The 19,631-nt window shown below is 70.2% G+C and carries 22 protein-coding genes; 11 read left to right on the top strand and 11 right to left on the bottom strand.

Annotated features, from left to right (window positions below; genetic code table 11):
* Positions 1 to 10 precede the first annotated feature (10 nt).
* The 4 genes from A8M77_RS06335 to A8M77_RS06320 all read right to left on the bottom strand — a co-directional run bounded on the left by A8M77_RS06335 (position 11) and on the right by A8M77_RS06320 (position 2,701).
* Complete coding sequence (locus tag A8M77_RS06335) at positions 11 to 421, bottom strand: VOC family protein (RefSeq protein ID WP_086920711.1); 411 nt, start codon at positions 419 to 421, stop codon at positions 11 to 13.
* Positions 422 to 463: 42 nt separating this feature from the next.
* Positions 464 to 820 carry a hypothetical protein gene (locus A8M77_RS06330; RefSeq protein ID WP_143694555.1) on the bottom strand — a complete coding sequence of 119 codons (357 nt, stop codon included), beginning with the start codon at positions 818 to 820 and terminating at the stop codon, positions 464 to 466.
* Positions 813 to 1,190, bottom strand: a complete 378-nt coding sequence (locus tag A8M77_RS06325; RefSeq protein WP_086920709.1) for a nuclear transport factor 2 family protein — start codon at positions 1,188 to 1,190, stop codon at positions 813 to 815. The genes A8M77_RS06330 and A8M77_RS06325 overlap by 8 nt, the downstream gene beginning before the upstream one ends.
* A gap of 164 nt (positions 1,191 to 1,354) precedes the next feature.
* Complete coding sequence (locus A8M77_RS06320) at positions 1,355 to 2,701, bottom strand: NAD(P)/FAD-dependent oxidoreductase (protein ID WP_086920708.1); 1,347 nt, start codon at positions 2,699 to 2,701, stop codon at positions 1,355 to 1,357.
* Positions 2,702 to 2,850: 149 nt separating this feature from the next.
* On the opposite strand from A8M77_RS06320, the gene egtB reads away from it, so the two are divergent.
* From egtB to A8M77_RS06295, 5 genes are all read left to right on the top strand, one after another.
* Entirely contained in the window at positions 2,851 to 4,107 is a 1,257-nt protein-coding gene (gene egtB / locus A8M77_RS06315) for an ergothioneine biosynthesis protein EgtB (RefSeq protein ID WP_086920707.1), read from the top strand.
* The gene (gene egtD / locus A8M77_RS06310; protein WP_086920706.1) at positions 4,107 to 5,093 is read left to right on the top strand and encodes an L-histidine N(alpha)-methyltransferase; all 987 of its coding nucleotides are present in this window, start codon (positions 4,107 to 4,109) and stop codon (positions 5,091 to 5,093) included. The genes egtB and egtD overlap by 1 nt, the downstream gene beginning before the upstream one ends.
* Before the next feature lie 36 nt (positions 5,094 to 5,129).
* Positions 5,130 to 5,411, top strand: coding sequence for a DUF427 domain-containing protein (locus A8M77_RS06305; protein ID WP_086920705.1), 282 nt, complete (start codon positions 5,130 to 5,132; stop codon positions 5,409 to 5,411).
* Positions 5,412 to 5,502: 91 nt separating this feature from the next.
* Positions 5,503 to 6,246, top strand: a complete 744-nt coding sequence (locus tag A8M77_RS06300; RefSeq protein WP_086920704.1) for a 2OG-Fe dioxygenase family protein — start codon at positions 5,503 to 5,505, stop codon at positions 6,244 to 6,246.
* A gap of 107 nt (positions 6,247 to 6,353) precedes the next feature.
* The gene (locus tag A8M77_RS06295; RefSeq protein WP_086920703.1) at positions 6,354 to 6,791 is read left to right on the top strand and encodes a universal stress protein; all 438 of its coding nucleotides are present in this window, start codon (positions 6,354 to 6,356) and stop codon (positions 6,789 to 6,791) included.
* Positions 6,792 to 6,815: 24 nt separating this feature from the next.
* On the opposite strand, the gene A8M77_RS06290 is transcribed toward A8M77_RS06295, so the two are convergent.
* On the bottom strand, positions 6,816 to 7,457 hold the full coding sequence (locus A8M77_RS06290; protein ID WP_086920702.1) for an RluA family pseudouridine synthase: 642 nt from the start codon (positions 7,455 to 7,457) through the stop codon (positions 6,816 to 6,818).
* A gap of 47 nt (positions 7,458 to 7,504) precedes the next feature.
* Here A8M77_RS06290 and A8M77_RS06285 point away from each other — a divergent pair, with 47 nt between their 5' ends.
* On the top strand, positions 7,505 to 8,746 hold the full coding sequence (locus tag A8M77_RS06285; RefSeq protein WP_238136734.1) for an MFS transporter: 1,242 nt from the start codon (positions 7,505 to 7,507) through the stop codon (positions 8,744 to 8,746).
* Here the strand turns inward: A8M77_RS06285 and A8M77_RS06280 are convergent.
* Together A8M77_RS06280 and A8M77_RS36410 are read right to left on the bottom strand one after the other, a co-directional pair.
* Positions 8,743 to 9,048 (bottom strand): 2Fe-2S iron-sulfur cluster-binding protein, encoded by a 306-nt coding sequence (locus tag A8M77_RS06280; protein WP_052171169.1) that lies wholly within the window; start codon positions 9,046 to 9,048, stop codon positions 8,743 to 8,745. The two genes, A8M77_RS06285 and A8M77_RS06280, sit on opposite strands and share 4 nt — an antisense overlap.
* Entirely contained in the window at positions 9,045 to 9,194 is a 150-nt protein-coding gene (locus A8M77_RS36410) for a hypothetical protein (protein WP_192871555.1), read from the bottom strand. The genes A8M77_RS06280 and A8M77_RS36410 overlap by 4 nt, the downstream gene beginning before the upstream one ends.
* A gap of 84 nt (positions 9,195 to 9,278) precedes the next feature.
* Here A8M77_RS36410 and A8M77_RS06275 point away from each other — a divergent pair, with 84 nt between their 5' ends.
* Both A8M77_RS06275 and A8M77_RS06270 read left to right on the top strand, forming a co-directional pair.
* Positions 9,279 to 9,794 carry a GNAT family N-acetyltransferase gene (locus A8M77_RS06275; protein ID WP_086920701.1) on the top strand — a complete coding sequence of 172 codons (516 nt, stop codon included), beginning with the start codon at positions 9,279 to 9,281 and terminating at the stop codon, positions 9,792 to 9,794.
* A 10-nt stretch (positions 9,795 to 9,804) separates the two neighbouring features.
* The gene (locus A8M77_RS06270) at positions 9,805 to 10,710 is read left to right on the top strand and encodes a DUF808 domain-containing protein (RefSeq protein ID WP_086920700.1); all 906 of its coding nucleotides are present in this window, start codon (positions 9,805 to 9,807) and stop codon (positions 10,708 to 10,710) included.
* On the opposite strand, the gene mnmH is transcribed toward A8M77_RS06270, so the two are convergent.
* Both mnmH and A8M77_RS06260 read right to left on the bottom strand, forming a co-directional pair.
* Positions 10,707 to 11,756 (bottom strand): tRNA 2-selenouridine(34) synthase MnmH, encoded by a 1,050-nt coding sequence (gene mnmH / locus A8M77_RS06265; RefSeq protein WP_086920699.1) that lies wholly within the window; start codon positions 11,754 to 11,756, stop codon positions 10,707 to 10,709. The genes A8M77_RS06270 and mnmH overlap by 4 nt on opposite strands.
* Positions 11,756 to 11,974 carry a hypothetical protein gene (locus A8M77_RS06260; RefSeq protein WP_086920698.1) on the bottom strand — a complete coding sequence of 73 codons (219 nt, stop codon included), beginning with the start codon at positions 11,972 to 11,974 and terminating at the stop codon, positions 11,756 to 11,758. The genes mnmH and A8M77_RS06260 overlap by 1 nt, the downstream gene beginning before the upstream one ends.
* 142 nt (positions 11,975 to 12,116) lie before the next feature.
* On the opposite strand from A8M77_RS06260, the gene A8M77_RS06255 reads away from it, so the two are divergent.
* Together A8M77_RS06255 and A8M77_RS06250 are read left to right on the top strand one after the other, a co-directional pair.
* Positions 12,117 to 14,900: an autotransporter outer membrane beta-barrel domain-containing protein gene (locus A8M77_RS06255; protein WP_086920697.1), complete on the top strand. Its 2,784-nt coding sequence runs from the start codon at positions 12,117 to 12,119 to the stop codon at positions 14,898 to 14,900.
* A 95-nt stretch (positions 14,901 to 14,995) separates the two neighbouring features.
* Positions 14,996 to 15,388 (top strand): hypothetical protein, encoded by a 393-nt coding sequence (locus A8M77_RS06250; RefSeq protein WP_086920696.1) that lies wholly within the window; start codon positions 14,996 to 14,998, stop codon positions 15,386 to 15,388.
* Positions 15,389 to 15,412: 24 nt separating this feature from the next.
* Here A8M77_RS06250 and A8M77_RS06245 read toward each other — a convergent pair whose 3' ends face one another.
* Both A8M77_RS06245 and A8M77_RS06240 read right to left on the bottom strand, forming a co-directional pair.
* Positions 15,413 to 17,218 carry a YadA family autotransporter adhesin gene (locus A8M77_RS06245; protein WP_143694554.1) on the bottom strand — a complete coding sequence of 602 codons (1,806 nt, stop codon included), beginning with the start codon at positions 17,216 to 17,218 and terminating at the stop codon, positions 15,413 to 15,415.
* Positions 17,219 to 17,458: 240 nt separating this feature from the next.
* Positions 17,459 to 18,817 carry an MFS transporter gene (locus A8M77_RS06240; protein ID WP_238136733.1) on the bottom strand — a complete coding sequence of 453 codons (1,359 nt, stop codon included), beginning with the start codon at positions 18,815 to 18,817 and terminating at the stop codon, positions 17,459 to 17,461.
* 142 nt (positions 18,818 to 18,959) lie between these two features.
* Here A8M77_RS06240 and A8M77_RS06235 point away from each other — a divergent pair, with 142 nt between their 5' ends.
* Positions 18,960 to 19,622 (top strand): alpha/beta hydrolase, encoded by a 663-nt coding sequence (locus A8M77_RS06235; RefSeq protein ID WP_086920694.1) that lies wholly within the window; start codon positions 18,960 to 18,962, stop codon positions 19,620 to 19,622.
* Positions 19,623 to 19,631 lie beyond the last annotated feature (9 nt).

Here is a 19,631-nt window from a genome sequence, read left to right as displayed (position 1 = left end):
CCGCGGTCGCTCAGGCGCCGCCGGGCGGCCCCTTGAGCTCGACCACGTTGCCCTCCGGGTCCCGGATGTACAAGGAAGGCCCGCGGCCTTCCGCGCCATAGCGTGGCTCGGCCGGACCGGCGTCGATGCCGTGTGCCTGCAGATGGCCGCGGATGGCTGCTTCGTCGAAGGGCTCGACGCGCAGGCAGAAGTGATCGAGGTTGCGGCCCTCCGGACCGGGCGGCGCGCCGCCGGCGCGTCCCAGTTCGCCATCGACGGGCACCAGGTCCACGATGGAGCGCCCGGCGCGCAGCTGGACCAGTCCGATCGCTTCCTGCCGGCGCTCGATCGTGCAGCCGAGCACGTCGCAGTAGAAGGCGACCATCGCGTCGAGGTCGACGACGCGCAGGACGAGGTGGTCGATCTCGCGCACATGGATCATGGCGGGTTCCTTCGCAAGTTCGGATGGCGGGTGCCGAAGGCCTCAGCCGGCCTCGCGCTCATGGTGGATCACGTGCCGGAAGCCGCGCTCCGGCGATGCCAGCGCGCGTGCCAGGACGGAGGGCCGGACCTCGATCTCGTCCAGCCGCGTGCAGTCGAACCAGGCGAAGGTCAGCGCGAGGCCGTCCTCGCTGCCCAGGAAGGGCACCGGGCCGGCGAGCAGGCGGGAGCCGGCCGGTCTCGCCGGGCTCCACGCGTCCGCCGGCATGGACCAGAAATCGTCGCCTTCGATGCGGTGCAGCAGCACTGCGCCCTCGTGCAGCACGACAGCGGCGGCGCGCAGGTTGAAGCGGTGCGTGTGAGCGTCGAAGGAGATCACGGCGTGCCTGGACTCAGGCACCGCTGGTGTCGTAGAAGAATTCCTCGCGCGCCACCTTGCCGTCGCGCACTGTGTACAGCGCCACCTCGTCCAGCTTCATGCGCTGTCCGGTGGGCTTGAAGGTGACGTCGAACTGGAAGCCGACCACGAAGCGGTTGTCGTGCGGCCAGGGGCCGCTGACGCTGAAGGAATGCACCTCGTGGTTGCTGCCCCACCACTCGCCCTTGCGGCGCACCGCCTCGAGTCCCCGGGCTTCGCGTTCCATGCCCGGCGGGGCAGCGGCCTCCACGCTGACCACGTCGTCGGCGAGCAGCGTGTTGCTGCATTCGTCGAACCTGCCTTCCTTGCACAGCGCGACCAGCTTCCTGGCCACTTCCATCGTCGTGTTCATGGGGATCCTTTCGCGGCTAGACCAGGCGTCGTGCGGCAGGTGCCGCACGTTCCGGCGCGCGCCCCTGCGCGGGCCAGGACAGGAGCTTGCAAGAACGCCGCCCCCGGCGTGCCCACGCAGCGCAAGACCCGGGTCGCGTCGCGGACTTGGACGGCCGCTGCGGTTCAGGCCTCGCCCCGGCCGCGCACCTCCGCCACCACGCGCGCATGCCGTTGGAAGCTCCAGTAGGCGCTGGCCCAGTCCATCAGCACCACGATGCGGTTGCGGAAGCCGATCAGGAAATAGGCATGGGCGAACAGCCAGAACAGCCAGGCCAGCCGGCCCGAGAAGCGCAGCGGCCCGAAAGGCGTGCCGAGGTCGACCACGGCGGAGTTGCGGCCGATGGTGGCGAGATTGCCGTAATCGCGGTAGCGGAAGGGCACGGTCTCCTTGCCGGCGATGCGGCGCAGGATGTTGGTCGCCGCGGCGCGGCCGGCCTGCTTGGCGCCGGGCGAGACCCCGGGCACCGGCTTGGGCTCCTTGCCGGGCCGGTGGCTCATGGCGGCGGCCAGGTCGCCCACCACGCTGATCTCCGGATGGCCGGGCAGGCTGAGGTCGGGCAGTACTTTCACGCGGCCGGCACGGTCGCACTCGGCGCCGGTGGCCTCGGCCAGCAGCCGGCCCAGCGGCGAGGCGGCCACGCCGGCCGCCCAGATCACGCAGTTGCAATCGATGCGGTGGGTGCCGACGCCGGCGCCGCCGTCGCTGAAGGGCGATTCGACCTGCAGCCCGGTGGGGGTGACGGCGGTGACGCGGGCATTGAGGCGCACCTGCACGCCCAGCTTCTGCAACTGCTCGAGCGCGCGCTGGCTCAGGCTCTCGGGCATGGCCAGCAGCACCCGCGGGCCGCCCTCGATCAGCAGCACCTCGGCGCTGGCGGGGTCGATGCGGCGGAACTCGCCGCTGAGCGTATGGCGCGCGATCTCGGCCAGCGTGCCGGCCATCTCGACGCCGGTCGGGCCGGCGCCGATCACGGCGAAGGTGAGCAGGGCGCGCTGGCGCACCGGGTCGGGCTCGATCTCGGCCGCCTCGAAGCTCATGAGCACCCGGCGGCGGATCTCGAAGGCATCGGCCAGGGTTTTCAGGCCGGGTGCCAGGCGCGACCAGTCGTCGTGGCCGAAATAGCTATGGGTCGCGCCGGCCGCGACGACCAGGTGGTCCCAGCCCAGGCGGGTGCCGTCGGCCAACTGCACCTCGCGCGCGGCCGGGTCGATGGTGGTCACCTCGCCGAGCAGGGTCGTGATGTTGGACTGGCGGCGAAACAGCAGGCGCACCGGCGCCGAGATCGACGGCGCCGCCAGGCCCGCGGTCGCGACCTGGTAGAGCAGGGGCTGGAACAGGTGGTGGTTGGTCTTGTCGATGATGGTGACGTCGACCGCCTGGCCCTGGAACTTGCGCGCCGCCTCCAGGCCGCCGAAGCCGCAGCCGACGATGACGACACGGGGGCGGCGGGAGGTGGCGGGCGTGTTCATGCGGCGGATGATACGCAGGCGCCGTGCACGTTCCGGCGTCTTGTGCCAAAGTCGCGAGTTCGGCCGTGCCGGCGCCCGGGTCCTTGTCCTACGGCGCCGGGCGGCATGCATGGGCTAAAAAACCGTTCCATCCCAACAATGGAGACCCCATGAAGCTGACCCGGCCGGCCAAGCCAGCGTCGGATGACCTGCGCGAACGTTTCCAGGCGGTGCGTGCCCACAGCCTCGCGCTGGCGGCGCCGCTGTCGGCCGAGGACCAGTGCATCCAGTCGATGCCCGATGCCAGCCCGACCAAGTGGCACCTGGCGCACACGACCTGGTTCTTCGAAACGCTGTTGGTGCAGCCGCATGCCGCGGGCTATCGCGTCTTCGATGCGCGCTTTGCCTACCTCTTCAACTCCTACTACGAGGCGCTGGGGCCGCGCCATCCGCGGCCGCAGCGCGGGCTGCTGACGCGACCCGCGCTCGAGGAGGTGCATGCCTATCGGCAGCACGTGGACGAAGCGGTGCTGGCGCTGCTCGACCGCGGTGGCGGGGCGGACTCGGCGGCGATCTCGGCGGTCGTCGAGCTGGGGCTGAACCACGAGCAGCAGCACCAGGAATTGCTGCTCACCGACATCCTGCATGCCCTGTCCTGCAATCCGCTGCTGCCGGCCTATCGTGGGGCGCCCAGCCCGACGCTGCGGCTGGCCACGGTCGCGCCCGCGGTGCAATGGCTCGCGCAGTCCGGCGGGGTGGTCCAGGTCGGCCACGCCGGCGACGGCTTCTGCTTCGACAACGAGACGCCGCGCCATGCGGTGCTGCTCGCACCCCATGCCATCGCCGACCGGTTGGTGAATTGCGGCGACTATGCGCAGTTCATCGCCGACGGCGGCTATCAGCGTCCGGAGCTCTGGCTGTCCGACGGCTGGGCGGCGGTGCAGGCGCAGGGCTGGCGTCATCCGGCCTACTGGCTGGCGGCCGACGATCCGCGCCTGGTCCATCAGCCGCACCAGGGTGCGACTGCCGGCTGGCAGGTCTTCGGCCTGCATGGCGTGCGGCCGATGGAGCCCGAGGCGCCGGTGGCCCAGCTGAGCTTCTACGAGGCGGCCGCCTACGCTGAATGGGCCGGGGCGCGGCTGCCCACCGAATTCGAATGGGAGGCCGCGCACGAGCTGCCCGGCATCTCGCAGATGAGCGGCAACGTCTGGCAATGGACGCGCTCCTCCTACGACCCCTATCCGGGCTTCCGGCCGCTGGCCGGCGCGGCGGCCGAGTACAACGGCAAGTTCATGGTCGGCCAACTGGTGCTGCGCGGCGGCAGCGTCGCGACGCCGGTGGGCCATGCGCGGCCGAGCTATCGCAACTTCTTTCCGCCGGCCGCGCGCTGGCAGTTCTCGGGCCTGCGGCTCGCCAAGGATCTCTGATGGCCATTCCTGCACTCAGCCTCCATGCCTTTCGCACCGCCCAGCGGGCCGCACCCCTGTCGGATTTCGGCCGCGAACTGTTCGAGGGACTGAACCGCAGCGCGCGCAGCATCTCGCCCAAGTTCTTTTACGACGCGGCCGGCTCGCAGCTGTTCGATCGCATCTGCGAGCTGCCGGAGTATTACCCGACGCGCACCGAGACGCGCATCCTCACCGAGCATGCGGCAGAGATCGCCGAACAGATCGGGCCGCATGCCGAGGTCATCGAGTTCGGCGCGGGCTCGCTCACCAAGGTGCGCCTGCTGCTCGACGCGCTGCGCTCGCCGCGGCGCTACGTGCCGATCGACATTTCGGGAGAGCATCTCGAGGCGGCGGCGCAGCGCCTGCGTGTCGACTACCCGCAGCTTGCGGTGCTGCCGGTGGTGGCCGACTACACCATGCCGCTGGTGCTGCCGGCGCGCGGTGAAGGGCTGGGCCAGCGCGTGGGCTTCTTCCCCGGCTCGACGCTCGGCAACTTCAGCCCCGACGAGGCGCTCGCCTTCCTGCAGCTCGCGCAACGCCTGCTGCGCGGCGGCGGCCTGCTGCTGGGCGTGGACCTGGTCAAGGACCCGGCGCTCCTGCATGCCGCCTACAACGACGCACAGGGCGTGACGGCCGCCTTCAACCTCAACCTGCTGCGGCGCGCCAACCGCGAGCTCGGCACCGACTTCGACCTCGAGGGCTTCACGCACGCGGCCTTCTACAACGCGCCGCTGCGCCGCGTCGAGATGCACCTGGTGAGCCGCCGCGCGCAGGGCGTGAGGCTGGACGGCCAACGCTTCGAGTTCGAGGAAGGCGAGACCATCCACACCGAGAACTCGCACAAGTTCACCGTCGAGGGCCTGCGCGCGCTGGCGGTGAAGGCGGGCCTCCGGCCGGCCGCGGTGTGGACGGACCCGGAGCGATTGTTCAGCGTGCACTGGCTGCAGTCGCCCGCGGCACAATAGGCTCCGCCCCGCGTGCCGCGGGGCCTGGAGACCTGGATGAAAGCAACCTGGAACGGCGTCACCATCGCCGAGAGCGACGACACCGTGCTCGTCGAAGGCAACCACTATTTCCCGGCGAGCGCGCTCAAGCGCGAGTACGTGAGCTTCAGCAACCACAAGAGCACCTGCCCGTGGAAGGGCACGGCGAGCTACTACTCGCTGCTGGTGAACGGCGAGCTCAACGCCGACGCCGTCTGGTACTACGCCGACCCCAAGCCCGAGGCCGAGATGGTGCGCGACCGCGTCGCCTTCTGGAAGGGTGTGAAGGTGGGCGAGTGAGCGCCGCCCGGCCGCCCGAAGGCGCTCGCCCCCTCCTTCGGGAGGGGGTGCGCGAAGTACACGCAGTGACGAGCCGGGGGGAGGTTTTCCAGTGACTACAGGGCTCTTCGATCCGCCTTTCGCGCCAGTCGATCGGCTCGCGCCGGCCCTTCGCCAGGACGGCTACGCGGTGCTGAGTCCCCAGGGCGTGGCCGAATGGCTGGGCCATCCGCTCGCGGAACTCGCGCAACTGGAGGCCGACTGGAATCACCTGCCGCTGGACGAATACCTGAAGGACGGCGGGCGCTACCGCACCCGGCGCCATGCCTGCTTCACCGTCGAGAACGCGCAGATCGAGCAGGTGCCGCACCGGGCGCATTGGCAGCCGGTCGAGTACAACGCGCTGCACGGCGGCATGCAGCGCTGGTTCGCACCCATGGAGTCGGGCACGCTGGTGCAGCCGGCCTGGCAGGCGCTCATCAGGGCCCTGGTCGGCGTGGCCGACGGCCTGCGCGGCACGCAGCGCTGGTTCGTCGAGGCGCACCAGTTCCGCATCGACACGGCCGAGGGCATCGGGCGACCTACGCCCGAGGGCGCGCACCGCGACGGCGTGGACCTGGTGGCCGTGGCGCTGGTTGGCCGCCACAACATCAAGGGCGGCGAGACGCGCGTGTTCGAGGCGGCCGGGCGGCGCGGCGAGCGTTTCACGATGACGGAACCGTGGACGCTGCTGCTGGCCGACGACGCGCGCGTGATCCACGAATCGACGCCGATCCAGCCGCTGGTGGACAGCCAGCCGGGCTGGCGGGATACGTTGGTCGTGACCTGCCGCGCAGGCAGTTTTCAGGGCGATTGAGCATCACCCGCCGGGCCGTAGCAGTCCTACAGCCCGGCGCCGCACCTTGGATGTACATTCGAGGCCCGGTTCCGATGCGAGCCGCATGTGAACAAACGAGGTCTGGCATGTTCAATCACATCCTGGTTCCGATCGACGGGTCTGAAACGTCGATGCTCGCGGTCAGCAAGGCCAGTGGTCTCGCGCTGGCCTTCGGCAGCCGCATCACCCTGATCCACGTGGTGGACAACTATCCCTTCATCGGCGTCGGTGCCGACTACGCGCTGGGCCAGAACGAATACCTCGCAGCGGCCACCAGCAGCGCCAATGCGGCGCTGGCACGCGGCGTTGCGGCGCTGGCGGCCGAGGGGCTGCACAGCGACCAGCGCGTGATCGATGGCCACGTGGTGCACGAAGGCATCGTCGACACGGCCGAGGCGATCGCGGCCGACCTGATCGTCATGGGCTCGCATGGGCGCTCCGGCATCGAGAAGCTGCTGCTGGGCAGCGTGACGCAGCGCGTGCTGCAGGATGCCAAGGTACCCGTCCTGGTGGTCAAGGGCTGAACAACCGGACGGCACTCAGGACACTCAGGAAAAAGGCGGCGCACTTTCGAAGCGCAGCACCCGGCCGTCGCCGGGATGGGCAAATTCGAGCACGCTCGCATGCAGCAGCAGGCGCCCGGCACGCTGGCGCACCGTATCGCTGCCGTAGAGCGCATCGCCGAGGATCGGGTGACCGATCGACAGCAGGTGCACCCGCAACTGGTGGCTGCGTCCGGTCTGGGGCTCCAGCCACAGATGCGTGGCGTCGCGCTCGGGCAGCAGCCGCTTCACGCGCCAGCGGGTCTGGCTGGGCTTGCCGTGCACCACGTCGATCTTCTGCAGCGGCCGGCGCGGCCAGTCGGCCATGAGCGGCGCATCGATCAGTGACCAGTCGGCCGCGAGCGGCATCAGGCCGTCCACGATCGCGTCGTAGCGCTTGTGCACGCGACGTGTCGCGAAGGCATCGCCCATCGCGCGCTGCATCGCCGGGCTGCGCGCCATCAGCACCAGGCCGCTTGTGGCCATGTCGAGCCGATGCACGACCAGCGCATCGGGCCAGCGTGCCTGCGCACGGGCGCTCAGGCAATCCTGCTTGTCGTCGCCGCGGCCGGGCACGCAGAGCAGGCCGGCGGGCTTGTCGAGCACCAGCAGGTCAGCGTCTTCGTGGATCACGGCAAGGTCGGTCATGCCCGAGCGAGTCTATGAGGCTTCGAGCCTGGGCTATGCTCGATTCGATGTCCGTTCCCGCCGCCGCCTCGCCGAGCTTTTCCGATCTCACGCGCGAGCGGCCCTTCATGCGGATGTGGATCGCGCGGCTGTTCGGCACCGCGGGCAGCCAGATGCTGCTGGTGGCGATCGGCTGGCACATGTACGAGCTGACCGGCAGCGCGTGGGACCTGGGCCTGGTCGGTCTCTACCAATTCGTGCCGGCCCTCCTGCTGGCGCTGCTGGCCGGGCACGTGGTGGACCGCCACCATCGCGGACGCATCGTCGCCGCCTGCCTGGGCGTGCAGGGCGCGGTCGCGCTGGTGCTGCTGCTGGCCGTGCGGGGCGGCCACGACTCGCGCGCGCTGCTGCTCGGGCTGTCGCTGGTCCTCGGCGCGGTGCGCGCCTTCCAGATGCCGGCGCAGCAGGCGCTGACGCCGCTGCTGGTGCCGCCGCTGATGCTTCCGCGCGCGATGGCCTTCAGCTCGGCCGGGATGCAGGGCGCGATCATCGGCGGGCCGGCATTGGGCGGCCTGCTGTTCGCCGCCGGCACCGGCGTGGTGTACGCCGCCGGCCTGCTGTGCTTCGCCGTCGGCTGCATGCTGGTGATGCAGGTGCGCTACGACCATGCACCGGCGCCGCGCGAGCCGGTATCGCTGGCGACGGTGCTGGCGGGCGTGCATTTCATCTGGCATCGCAAGCCGGTGCTGGGGGCCGTCTCGCTCGACCTGTTCGCGGTGCTGCTGGGCGGCGCGGTCGCGCTGCTGCCGATCTTCGCCAAGGACATCCTGCACACCGGGCCGTGGGGGCTGGGCCTCCTGCGCAGCGCGCCGGCGGTGGGTGCGCTCGTCACCTCCATCGCGCTGACGCGGCGGCCCATCGAACGGCATGTTGGGCGCACGCTGCTGTTGGCGGTGGCGGCCTTCGGCATCTGCATGATCGTATTCGGCTTCTCGCGCAGCTTCCTGGTGTCGCTGATCGCGCTGGCGGTCTCCGGCGGCGCCGACATGGTCAATGTCGTGATCCGCCAGACGCTGGTGCAGCTGGAGACGCCGGACGCGATGCGTGGGCGCGTCAGCGCGGTGAACTCGATCTTCATCGGTGCCAGCAATCAGCTCGGCGAGTTCGAGTCGGGCGCCACGGCGGCGCTGCTGGGGCCGGTGGGCTCGGTGGTGACGGGCGGCCTCGGCACCGTGCTGGTGGCGCTGGCCTGGTTCCGGCTCTTTCCTTCGCTGGCGCGGCGTGACCGGCTGGTGAAGCCCGCGCCCTAGAAGTGCGAGAAGGCGCAGGGCGCGTCCAGCCTGACGTCGCCCAGCGGCTCCGCCACGCAGGGCAGGATCCAGCCCTCGGCCTTCTCTTCCCGGCTCAGGCCGGGCCATTCGATGCGGTAGCGCACCTCGCCTTCGAGCAGGCGGCAGATGCAGGTACGGCAGGTCCCGTTGCGGCAGGAGCTGGGCAGCTCGATGCCGGCTGCCTCGGCGGATTGCAGGAGGGTGCGGCCCGGCTCGGTCTCGAAGCGGAAGCCGCCGGGCTCGACCTCGGCCATGGCGTGGGACCCACCCCCGGCGCTCATTCCTTGTTCTTCAGCTTGCCGCGCGGAATGACCGCGGTGGTGACGGTCCGCACCGGCTCCAGCCCCGCGAGCGGTGCCTTCGGCGGCGAGGTGTCCTTCTTCGGCTTCTTGGATTCCTTGTTGCTGCGCTGCTGGCCCTTGGGCATATGTTTTCTCCGTGAATGCGGGGGAGGCAGTTTAGCGAGGCGGCGACAATATGGCGTTTCATCGATCGATTTCCCGTTCTGTCCATGTCCGATTACGAAGTTCGCCCCGCCGTCCTGCGCGATGCCAAGGCCATTGCCGAAGTCCATGCCGTTTCCGCCCGCGCGGCCTATGCGGACATCCTGTCCGAAGACCAGCTGCGCGCGTTGGCGCCATCCACGCGCGAGGCGAAATGGCGCGAGGCCATCGAATTCGCCGAGCCGCAGGTGCACGTGGCCGTGCTGGGCGAGGAGGTGGTGGGCTTCGTCGGCTTCGACCGCTCGCGCGATCCCAAGACGCCCTCGACCACCGGCGAGATCTGGGCGATCTACGTCCGGCCCGAGCACTGGGGCAAGGGCGTGGGCGTGGCGCTGTGGGATGCCGCGCGCGACGGCCTCGAAGAGGAGGGCTGCACCGTCGTCACGATCTGGGTGCCGCTGCGCAACGACCGCGCGCTGCGCTTCCATGAGCTGGCAGGCTTCAAGCGCGAGATGAAGACGGCCAAGACCACATCCCTGGGCGACATCAAGATCGAAGAGATCCGCCTGAAACGCGACGTCTGACGGTCAGCCGATGGCCACCAGTCTTCTCCTCCTGCTCGACGACATCGCCACTGTCCTCGACGACGTTTCCATCCTCACCAAGGTCGCCGCCAAGAAGACCGCCGGCGTGCTCGGCGACGACCTGGCGCTGAACGCGCAGCAGGTCTCGGGCGTCAAGGCCGAGCGCGAGCTGCCGGTGGTGTGGGCGGTGTGCAAGGGCTCCTTCGTCAACAAGGCGATCCTGGTGCCGGCGGCACTCGCGATCGGCACCTGGTTGCCCTGGCTGGTGACGCCGCTGCTCATGATCGGCGGCGCCTTCCTGTGCTTCGAGGGCTGCGAAAAGCTGGCGCACAAGTTCCTGCACAAGGAGGAGCATGCGGCCGATACGGCGCGGCACGAGCATGCGGTCGCCGACGAGGCGGTCGACGTGGTGGCCGCCGAGAAAAGCAAGATCAAGGGCGCGGTGCGCACCGATTTCATCCTCTCGGCCGAAATCATCGCCATCACGCTGGGCACGGTCCAGGGCCAGCCCTTCACGACACAGCTGACGGTGCTGGTCGGCATCGCGCTCCTGATGACGGTCGGCGTCTACGGGCTGGTGGCGGGCATCGTCAAGCTCGATGACGCCGGGCTCTACCTGAGCCGGCGCGAGGGCGCCGGGGCGCAGGCGCTGGGGCGCGGCATCCTGGCGATGGCACCCTGGCTCATGAAGGCGCTCTCCATCGCCGGCACGGCCGCCATGTTCCTGGTCGGCGGCGGCATCCTGGTGCATGGCGTGCCGGTGCTGGGGCATGCGGTCGAGGCCTGGGCCGTGAGCGCGGGCAGCCTGGTCGGCAGCCTCGGCTCGATGGGCGTCAACGCGGGCGTGGGCATCGTGGCCGGCGCGATCGTTCTGGCCGGCGTCGAGCTTGCGAAGAAGCTCTTCAAGAAAAGCTAGCCGAGTTCCGTCACGCGGCGCGCCAGCGCCTCGATGCCGGCGTCGGACAGGTCGTCGGCGGGCACCGGCCGCCGCTCGCTCCAGCGCGCGAAATGGCTGGCCTGCGAGCGTCGGTAGGCCGGGTCGTAGTGCAGCGCGGTCAGCTCGGCGAAGAGCGAGGGCAACTCGCCCGCGGCGGCCCATTGCTGCCAGCGGCCGATCACGGCCTTGCCGTGCAGTTCCTTCAACAACCCGAGCTGGCGCGACAGCGCCTCGGGGTCATCCCCCAGGTAGGCATAGTCGCGCAGCAGGTAGGCCAGGCGGGCCTGCGGCGTTGCCACGACCTCGATGCAGGGGCTTTCGCGCATGCGCGTCACCAGGGCCGTGGGCAGGTCGAGCCGGCCGATGCGGCGGCTCTCGCCCTCGATGTAGAGTGGACGCGCGGTGTCGATGCCTTCCAGCAGCGCGGCGATGCGCGTCTCGAAGGCGGTCTGCGACGGCTGCGGCGTACCGGGCCGGGCGCCCAGCAGCGATCCCTTGTGGGCGGCGAAGCCCTCCAGGTCCAGCACCTGCTGCCCCTGCGCTGCCATGGCCTGCAGCACGCGCGTCTTGGCGCTGCCGGTGGCGCCGCACAGCACGCGCAGATCGAGCCGGGGGCACAGCGCCTCCAACCGGTCGATCACGTGGCGGCGCCAACTCTTGTAGCCGCCGGCCAATTGCTGGGCATCCCACCCCACCAGGCGCAGCCAGGTGACCATGGAGCCGCTGCGCAGCCCGCCGCGCCAGCAGTAGACCAGCGGCTTCCAGCCGGCCGGCCGGTCGGCGAAGCGCTCCTCGAGATGGCGCGCCAGGTTCGCCGCCACCATCGCGCCACCCACGCGCCGCGCCTCGAAGGCGCCCTGCTGCTTGTAGAGCGTGCCGACGATGCGGCGCTCCTCGTCGTCGAGCACAGGGCAGTTGATCGCACCGGGGATGTGGTCGATCGCGTACTCGGCGGGCGAGCGCGCGTCGATCAGGGTGTCGAAGCGGTGCCGGTCTTCCACGCGCACCGGTACGGGCGCGCGCATCAGCGGTCCTTGCCGCGGACGCGCTGGACGAGGTCGACCACCACCAGCGCAATGCCGAGCACCAGCGCGAACCAGCCCACCACATGGGCGCCGCCGATCATGTCGTGCCAGGTTGGCGAGCTCAGGAAATGGGGCGCGATCAGCACGGCCGCGCCGATGAGGATGCACAGCAGTCCGCGCTCGTACATGCGCGGTGCCCTGGAAGGTCTGGAAGCCATGCCCGAGTTTACGGGGGGCGCCTGTCAATCCCGTGCTGCACCAATGAAGGGCGCTCCCGGGCGGTTCCGTGATGTAGTTCCTTAGAAATTGTGAACCTAAGAACTACATTCTTAAGTATTCAATGTAATACGAAAGAAGTCTATGAATCGCGTTTTCCGGGTGGTCTGGAACCCGACACAGGGACTCTGGACGGTGGCATCCGAACTGGCGCGCAGCCTGGGCAAATCGAGCACCCTGGCGCCCGCGGTGGCCATCGCCCTGCTGGGCGTGGCCGGCAGCGCCGCCGCCGACTGTGCGGGCCCCAGCGGCGGCACCATCACGTGCACGCCGGGCACGCCGCAGACCTTCGTCGTCATCGGCGGCTACGACCCGGTGCCCGGCGGCACGGTGGACGTGCAGCCCGGCGCCGTCATCAGCACCACCAACCTGCCAGCCATCAGCATGGGCAGCGACGGGACGATCCGGATCCAGCGCAACGCGACGGTGGAGAACAATGCCGCGCCGGGCGCGACCGGCCACTACGGCACCGGCGCCAACACGATCGAGTTCCTCTCGAACACCACGCTCACGATCGAGCAGGGCGCCCGAGTGCTGTCCAACGGCACCGCGTACGACGCCGAGGCGATCAATCCGCACGGCAGCGGCAACCTGATCGTCAACCGTGGTGAAGTGCGATCGCAGGCGGGCGGCGCCGCGATCTGGTTCCAGGACTCGAGCGGCTCGAACACGGTGGTCAACGGCACGACCGGGGTCATCCAGTACAAGGGCGGCACGGACAACATCCTGGGCGTCTCTGGCACCATGGCCCTGGACTTCACCAACCAGGGGCGGGTGATCGGCTCGCTGGGCTTCGCCAACGGCGACGACGCGCTGCACGTCCACACCGGCTCCTCCATCACCGGCCCGATCGACGGCGGCGGCGGCAACAACCTGCTGACGCTCGACGGCACGGGCACCGACACGTTCGGCCAGGCACTGGCGAACTTCCAGACGCTGGTGAAGCGGGACACCGGCACCTGGACCTTCAACAACCCGTTGCAGGCCGGCGGCATCACCAGCACCCGCGTGGCCGAGGGCACCCTGATCCTGGGCACCGACGCCAGCGACTACACCGGCAGCATGACGGTGGACGCCGCCGGCACGCTGCAGACGCGCGCCGAGTTCGCGCCGCTGGCCATCACCGACAACGGCCTGGTGCGCTTCGCCCAGCCCGCCGATGCCACCTACGCCGGCCTGCTGACCGGCACGGGCGGCATCGAGAAGACCGGCGCCGGAAGCCTGGTGCTCGCGCGCGGCCAGTCCTACGGCGGCACCACCACGGTGGCCGCCGGCACCCTGAAGGCCGCTGCGGCCAACATCTTCAGCGCCGCCTCCGCTCACACCGTGGCGGCCGGCGCCACCCTCGACACCGGCGGCTTCGACCAGCGCGTGGCCGCGCTGCGCAATGCCGGCACGGTGAACCTGCTGAGCGGCCGCGCCGGCAGCACGCTTACCGTCACGGGCTCCTACGTGGGGCAAGGCGGCGTGATCAACCTGGGCACTGTGCTGGGCGACAGCGGCAGTCTGAGCGACCGGCTGGTGCTCAGCGGCCCCGGCGCCAGCGCCAGCGGCCGCACCCTGCTCCGCATCACCAACCTCGGCGGCCTCGGCGCGCTGACCACGGGCAACGGCATCGAGGTGGTGGGCGCGCGCAACGGCGCCACGACCACCGCGCAGACCACGCGTGATGCCTTCACGCTGGCCAATGGCCACGTGGATGCGGGCGCCTACGAGTACCGCCTCTACGCCGCCGACGCGCAGGGGGCGGGCGAGAGCTGGTATCTGCGCTCCACCACCACGCTCCAGCCACCGGTCACGCCGGGCACACCCGTCACGCCGGTCGATCCGGGCACGCCCGCCGATCCGGCAACCCCTGTCGGGACCGACCCGCTGACCACTGTCAAGCTGCCGCCCCTGGTCCAGCTGCCGACCTACCGGGCCGAGGTGCCGCTGTTCGCCGCGCTGCCGGCACAGCAGCGCCAGGCCGATCTTGCGATGCTGGGCAACCTGCATCGCCGCATCGGCGACGAGGATGGGCCGGTGTCCGGCGGCGACTCCGCGCCGCGCCGCGCCTGGGCGCGCGCGGTCTACAGCGACCTCGACATCCGCCAGGACGGCGTCGCCGATGCGGCGAGCCGCGGCCACGTCAGCGGGCTGCAGGCCGGTACCGACCTGCTGGCCAGCGGCAACTGGCGCGCCGGCCTCTATGTCGGCTTCCTGGACGGTGGCGCGGACGTGAGCGGCAATGCCCGCGGCACCGTCGGCCGCGTCGGCAGCACCGACCTGCGCTCGCGCTACCTCGGCGCCTATGCCACCTGGATGGACGGCAGCGGCCTCTATGCCGATGCCGTGATCCAGGGCGGCAGCCACCGCTACACCGTGCGTCCGGACGGCAACTTCAGCGCATCGGGCAAGGGCGACAGCTTCACCGCCTCGATCGAGACCGGCAAGTCCTTCGCCATCTCGGAGCGCTGGACGGTGGAGCCGCAGGCCCAGCTGATCTACCAGCGCGCGCGCTTCGACGCCACGCCGATCAGCGGCGCGATCGTGCGGCAGGACACGCACGGCGGCTGGATCGGCCGCTTGGGCGCGCGGGTCAAGGGCGACTTCGCGACCGCAGCCGGCCGCCTGCAGCCTTATGCCCGCGTCAACCTGTACCGCGCGAGCGGCGGTGCCGACTTCGCCGAGTTCACTGGCCCGGCCGGCTCGACCCGCGTCGCGAGCGGCAACGGCTACAGCGCGGCCGAGGTGGCAGGCGGCTTCACGTTGGCGCTGACGCCGGCCGCCAGCCTGTACGGCGAACTGGGCCGGGTGTTCGCGATGGGCGGCGACGCGCGCGTCAAGTCATCGGTGCAGGGCTCGGTCGGCGTGAAGCTGCGCTGGTAGGCATCGCGGGGGCCTCGGCCGTCTTGGGTTCCAATAGCGCTTTCGCGTCCGCCGGCCGGCGGGCCACCCCCGAAGCCATTGCAGAACTTGAGACCATGGGACTTCTCCGCCATTGCCTTCCCGCTGTCCTGTGCCTCGCCGCCGCCGCGGCCGGTGCCCAGCAGCAGCCTGCCGACCGTTTCCCCGCCGCCGCCATGAGCTTCCTCGGCACCGAGCTGCCGGCCATGGAAGCGGCCGTCGCCGCGCGGGACCGCGACTATTTCGAGGAGGCGATGGGCCGCATGCTGGACTTCTCCGGCAGCTGGGGCTTCAAGTCACAGGACAACCCGGCCCTGGTCCGTTTCCCGATGTGTACCGAGGCGGTGTCCGATTTCCTGGTGGTCGGAATGTGCCGCATCATGACCACCGCCGACGGCTGCGAACCCGGGCTGGCGGCCCGCTTCAATGCCAACCTGCAGAAGTGCCGCGAGCTCGCGTCGCGGCAGTGAGAAGCGCGGGGCTGCCGCCGCCGTTCAGTCGTTGAAGCGATAGGACAAGCCGGCGCGCATCACCGCGTCGCTGCCGGTCGTGCCGATGCCGACGCTGTAGCGCATCCGCGCATTGGATGCCATGTGGACCAGGCCGACAGCGATGGCGCCATAGCCACGATAGCTTCCGACGCCGGCAAAGGCCGCGGTTTCGCCAGGCTTGAGTTCCGGCACGCCTTCCGACAGCGCCGCGGTCATGGCCACGCCGCGGTAGGCGTTGCTGGCCACCACCTGCAACTCGCGCCGTGCAGTGGCAGCCACCACCTGCAGCTCGCGGTGGGCATTGGCGGCCACTGTCTGCAGCTCGCGGTGGGCATTGTCGGCCACCGTCTGCACGTCGCGGTCGGTCTGGGTGGCCAGCGCCTGCAGCTGGTTCACGTTCACCGCATCGGTGCCGGCCGTGCCCGGCGCCACGTTGCTGATCTGCCGCTCCCCGCCTGGCCTGCCGATCGACACCGTGTTGACTCGCGTCGCGAGCGAACCCTGGCCCAGTGCCACGCTGCTGGCGGCCGTCGCCGCGGCGCCTTCGCCATACGCGGCGGCGTTGGCTGCCGAGACCTGGGCACCGGCTCCGATGGCGATGGCTCCGGAGGCGCCTGGGGCGATGGTCGACCGTGACCCGATGGCAATGGCCCCAGGGGCGAGTTCGGCGACCGCCGCGTTGAAGCCGATGGCGACGCCCTCCGGCGAAGACACGGCGGCACGCGCGCCGCCGACGAATGCGCCGTCGGCGGTGGCGCGGGCCTGATAGCCAATCACCGTGTCGAGTGCACGCGCCTGGCTGCCGGCACCGACAGCGGTGGCGCCCGCACCGAGCGCAGAAGTGTTGTGGCCGATGGCCGTCGCATCCGCGGCTGTAGCGTTGCTGGTCGCGCCCACCGCCGTGGCGCGCAAGCCAGTGGCCAAGGCGGAAGCGCCGGCCGCCGTGCTGTTGTCCTGCACGGCCTGCGATCCTGCGCCCACGGCTGTCGTGCGGGCGCCGGTGGCCTGACTTCCCGCTCCGAGCGCGGTGGTGGCGTTTGCCGTGGCTTGCGCACCAGTGCCCAGGGCCGTGGACGTCGCCGTACTGGCGATGCTCCCGTTGCCGATCGCGATCGCATCCGGATCGGCCGTCTGCGCGGCGGGCCGGCCATTGCCGCCCAGTCCGGAGACGGCGCCGCCGCCCACGGTGATGCCGGGCGCATAGGTCTGGCCGTCGGCATTGCCGAGGCGAAGCGCGCCGCCCATGGCCGAGATCCCTTGCGCGGCGTCCAGCGAATTGGTTGACACGGCTCCTGCCACATCGAGTTGGCCGCGGACCGCTAGGTTGTTGTTGAAGATGGAGTCGCCGGTCACGTCGGCGCCGCCTGCATCGACCGTCACGGTGCCGGTGAAGGTCTGGTCGCAGCTCGGGAGGCTGCGGGTCTCTGCGTCGAGATTGGTCAATTCCGTGCTGTTGATGTGGGCATCGATGGCCAAACCCAGCCCTACGAGATTGGCGGCCGCCGCGGCGCCTTGGGCCACGATGCCGGGTATTTCAGCGGCGACGATGACCGCTCCGACGGCTTCCGCGGCCAAGCCTGCGATGTCTGCTGTCGTCGTCGCCGCCTGGGTGGTGAGCAGCCCTATGTTCACATCATTGATCTTCTTCTGGAGCGCGATGGCCCGGTCGTCCAGCTGTTGCGCGCAGCTGGCCTGGCCGAGGCCCACCTGGGTCGTGCTTGTCGTGACCTTGGGTGGCGGCGTCGGCTGCGGCTTCGGCGTGGTGCCGATGCTCGTTTGCGCCTGTGTCGTGCCGATGCCGAGAGACATGCTCAAGCCCAGCAGCATCACCAGTGTTCGAAGTGGTCCTGGCCGCGCCGGGCGGTCTGCATACTTGAAAGCACCGTTGATCATCGTTGTGTCCAACTGACAAAAGTTGGGCATCGTGCCGAATCTTCGAAGCCGACGCGGCAGCGTTGTCACAATTGATCAGGTCCGCGGCTTGGGCGCGCGCCTCAGACCGCGCAGTGGAAGGCCTCGCGCAGTTGCTGCCGGATGGCGGCGCGCCTGCTAGGCGCGAGCGGTCCTCGAGGACGGCTCGGCGTCCGCTCGGTGCGCGCCGGCCTCGTCGATGTCGCGGCCGGTGAAGTCCTTGAGCCAGAGCAGGCCCAGCAGCGATACGAGCGTCATCCCCAGCAGGTACCAGGCCGGCGCCAGCTTGCTGCCGGTGGCGCCCACCAGCCAGGTGCTGACGAAAGGCGAGAAGCCGCCGAACAGCGCCACGCCCACGCTGTAGACCAGCGACATGCCGCTCGCGCGCACGTGCTTGGGGAACATCTCCGGCAGCATGGTGATGGCGGGCACGGTCTGCACCACCAGCGCGACGCTCAGCAGGCCGACGACGGTGAACAGCACGGCCGGCGTGGGCGAGGCGATCATCCAGAGGAAGCCCGGGTAGATCATCAGCATCATCGCCACGCGGCCCCAGACGATCAGCGTCTTGCGCCCGACCCGGTCGGAGGCCAGGCCCACCAGCGGGGCGAGCACGAAGGACAGCAGGCCGGTGAGCACCGCGCCGAAGAGCGCGACCGTGGGCGGCAGGCCGAGCTCGCGCACCGCGTAGGTCGGCATGTAGAAGGTCACCACGTAGGCCGCCGCCGTGCCGCCCAGCACGCTGAGGATGGCCGAGAGCACCGTGCGGCCATGCTCGCCGCACACCTCGGCCAGGCTGCTGCGCGCCTCGCGGGGCGCCGGCTGGCCGGCCGTCTCCAGCGACTCGTGCAGGTGGCGGCGGATGTACATGCCCACCGGCGCGATCAGCATGCCGATGATGAAGGGCACGCGCCAGCCCCATTCCTCCATGCCCTTCGGGCCCAGTGCCGCGGTCAGGCCGCCGGCCACCGCCGCGCCCAGCAGGATGCCCAGGCCCTGGCTGGCGAATTGCCAGCTCGCCATGTAGCCGCGGTTGGCCGGCGTCGCGTGCTCCACCAGCAGGGTGGTGGATGCGCCGACCTCGCCGCCGGCGGAGAAGCCCTGGATCAGCCGCGCCGACACGATCAGGATCGGCGCCCAGACGCCGATCTGCGCGTAGGTCGGTGCGAAGCCGATCATGGCGCAGCCCAGCGCCATCAGGAAGATGGTGAGCGTCATCGCCTTCTTGCGGCCCGCGCGGTCGGCATAGGCGCCGATGACGATGCCGCCCAAGGGCCGCATGATGAAACCGACGCCGAAGGTGCCGACCGTCAGCAGCAGCTGGTTGTAGCTGTCCAGGGCGGGGAAGAAGAGCTTGCCGATCACCAGCGCCAGGAAGCCGTAGATGGTGAAGTCGAAGAACTCGAGGCCGTTGCCGATGGTGGTGGCGACGATGGTCTTGCGCCGGCTCACCGGGGTACCTGTGCTGTGCTGCGTCATCTGGTTCCTGTTGCTCATGCTTCGATGGACGAAATCCGACGTGTTCCTGATGCGTCGAGTCGCTGAGCATATCGGCAGGGCGGACGCAAAGCTGAAGGCCGGCCCGCGATGCGGGATCGGGCACACTCGGGCCATCCACGCTCGCAATCCCGCTCCATCCATGTCCCTCGCTCCCATCGAAATCGAAACCGGCCCCAACCCCACCGCCTCCGTGATCGTGATGCACGGCCTGGGCGCCGACGGCAACGACTTCGTGCCCATCGCCCGCGAGCTCGATCTCTCGGCCGCCGGGCCGGTGCGCTTCGTGTTCCCGCATGCGCCGGTGATTCCCGTGACCATCAACGGCGGCTATCCCATGCCCGCCTGGTACGACATCGCCGTGGCCGACCTCGTCAAGCGCGAGGACGATGCCGGCCTGCGCCGTTCGCAGGCCACCATCGAGGGCCTGATCGCCACGGAGAAGCAGCGCGGCGTCGCGGCCGGCCGCATCGTGGTCGCCGGCTTCTCCCAGGGCTGCGCGATGGCGCTGATGACCGGGCTGCGCCATGCCGAGCGGCTGGGCGGCATCGTGGGGCTGTCGGGCTACCTGCCGCTGGCCGAGACCACCGCCGCCGAGCGCCATGCAGCGAACCACAAGACACCCGTCTTCCTCGCCCACGGCACACGCGACGGCGTGGTGCCGATCGCGCGCGCGGCCGCCTCGCGCGATGCGCTGATCGCGCTGGGCTACGGCGTCGAGTGGCACGAGTACCCGATGGAGCACTCGGTGTGCATGGAGGAGATCGCCGATCTCAACGGCTTCCTGCTGCGCGTGCTGGGCTGAGCACCCAGC

Source organism: Variovorax sp. JS1663 (assembly GCF_002157355.1).
Lineage (GTDB): Bacteria > Pseudomonadota > Gammaproteobacteria > Burkholderiales > Burkholderiaceae_C > Variovorax.
Note: the sequence above shows the minus strand (reverse complement) of the source record. Positions and strands in the feature narration are given on the sequence as shown.

Bases quoted from the DNA above. Each gene is read 5' to 3' on its own strand.
- A8M77_RS06335 (WP_086920711.1), bottom strand. From the start codon at position 421: ATGATCCATGTGCGCGAGATCGACCACCTCGTCCTGCGCGTCGTCGAC.
- A8M77_RS06325 (WP_086920709.1), bottom strand. From the start codon at position 1,190: ATGAACACGACGATGGAAGTGGCCAGGAAGCTGGTCGCGCTGTGCAAG.
- A8M77_RS06320 (WP_086920708.1), bottom strand. From the start codon at position 2,701: ATGAACACGCCCGCCACCTCCCGCCGCCCCCGTGTCGTCATCGTCGGC.
- egtB (WP_086920707.1), top strand. From the start codon at position 2,851: ATGAAGCTGACCCGGCCGGCCAAGCCAGCGTCGGATGACCTGCGCGAA.
- egtD (WP_086920706.1), top strand. From the start codon at position 4,107: ATGGCCATTCCTGCACTCAGCCTCCATGCCTTTCGCACCGCCCAGCGG.
- A8M77_RS06305 (WP_086920705.1), top strand. From the start codon at position 5,130: ATGAAAGCAACCTGGAACGGCGTCACCATCGCCGAGAGCGACGACACC.
- A8M77_RS06295 (WP_086920703.1), top strand. From the start codon at position 6,354: ATGTTCAATCACATCCTGGTTCCGATCGACGGGTCTGAAACGTCGATG.
- A8M77_RS06290 (WP_086920702.1), bottom strand. From the start codon at position 7,457: ATGACCGACCTTGCCGTGATCCACGAAGACGCTGACCTGCTGGTGCTC.
- A8M77_RS06285 (WP_238136734.1), top strand. From the start codon at position 7,505: ATGTCCGTTCCCGCCGCCGCCTCGCCGAGCTTTTCCGATCTCACGCGC.
- A8M77_RS06280 (WP_052171169.1), bottom strand. From the start codon at position 9,048: ATGAGCGCCGGGGGTGGGTCCCACGCCATGGCCGAGGTCGAGCCCGGC.
- A8M77_RS36410 (WP_192871555.1), bottom strand. From the start codon at position 9,194: ATGCCCAAGGGCCAGCAGCGCAGCAACAAGGAATCCAAGAAGCCGAAG.
- A8M77_RS06275 (WP_086920701.1), top strand. From the start codon at position 9,279: ATGTCCGATTACGAAGTTCGCCCCGCCGTCCTGCGCGATGCCAAGGCC.
- A8M77_RS06270 (WP_086920700.1), top strand. From the start codon at position 9,805: ATGGCCACCAGTCTTCTCCTCCTGCTCGACGACATCGCCACTGTCCTC.
- mnmH (WP_086920699.1), bottom strand. From the start codon at position 11,756: ATGCGCGCGCCCGTACCGGTGCGCGTGGAAGACCGGCACCGCTTCGAC.
- A8M77_RS06260 (WP_086920698.1), bottom strand. From the start codon at position 11,974: ATGGCTTCCAGACCTTCCAGGGCACCGCGCATGTACGAGCGCGGACTG.
- A8M77_RS06255 (WP_086920697.1), top strand. From the start codon at position 12,117: ATGAATCGCGTTTTCCGGGTGGTCTGGAACCCGACACAGGGACTCTGG.
- A8M77_RS06250 (WP_086920696.1), top strand. From the start codon at position 14,996: ATGGGACTTCTCCGCCATTGCCTTCCCGCTGTCCTGTGCCTCGCCGCC.
- A8M77_RS06245 (WP_143694554.1), bottom strand. From the start codon at position 17,218: ATGTCTCTCGGCATCGGCACGACACAGGCGCAAACGAGCATCGGCACC.
- A8M77_RS06240 (WP_238136733.1), bottom strand. From the start codon at position 18,817: ATGAGCAACAGGAACCAGATGACGCAGCACAGCACAGGTACCCCGGTG.
- A8M77_RS06235 (WP_086920694.1), top strand. From the start codon at position 18,960: ATGTCCCTCGCTCCCATCGAAATCGAAACCGGCCCCAACCCCACCGCC.